Annotated in this window: 1 protein-coding gene; it reads left to right on the top strand. The window is 71.4% G+C overall.

Going from position 1 to position 308, the window contains the following annotated elements; genetic code table 11:
- On the top strand, nucleotides 1–308 hold a 308-nt coding region (locus D9V41_RS17270; RefSeq protein ID WP_166376136.1), incomplete at both ends, for a TSUP family transporter.

Below are 308 nucleotides of genomic sequence, written 5' to 3'. Positions count from 1 at the left end.
GCCCCCGTGCAGCTGCTCGCGACGAACAAGGCCGGTTCCATCGCCGGGACGTCGGTGTCCAGCCTGACCTACCTGCGCCGGGTCCGGCCCGATCTGCGCACGGCCCTGCCGCTCGCGCTCGCCGCCTTCGCCGGATCGCTGGGCGGAGCGTTCGTCGCCTCGTTCATCCCGCGTGACGCGTTCAATCCGGTCACCCTCGTGGTGCTCGTCCTGGTCGGCGCCTACACGCTGCTCAAGCCGGAGCTGGGTCGTTCGAGCCTCCTGCGATTCAGCGGCCGTCGCCACTACGGGGCGGCGATGCTGACCGG

Source organism: Aeromicrobium phragmitis, assembly GCF_003674095.1.
Lineage (GTDB): Bacteria > Actinomycetota > Actinomycetes > Propionibacteriales > Nocardioidaceae > Aeromicrobium > Aeromicrobium phragmitis.
This window is presented reverse-complemented; position numbering and strand designations above follow the sequence as displayed.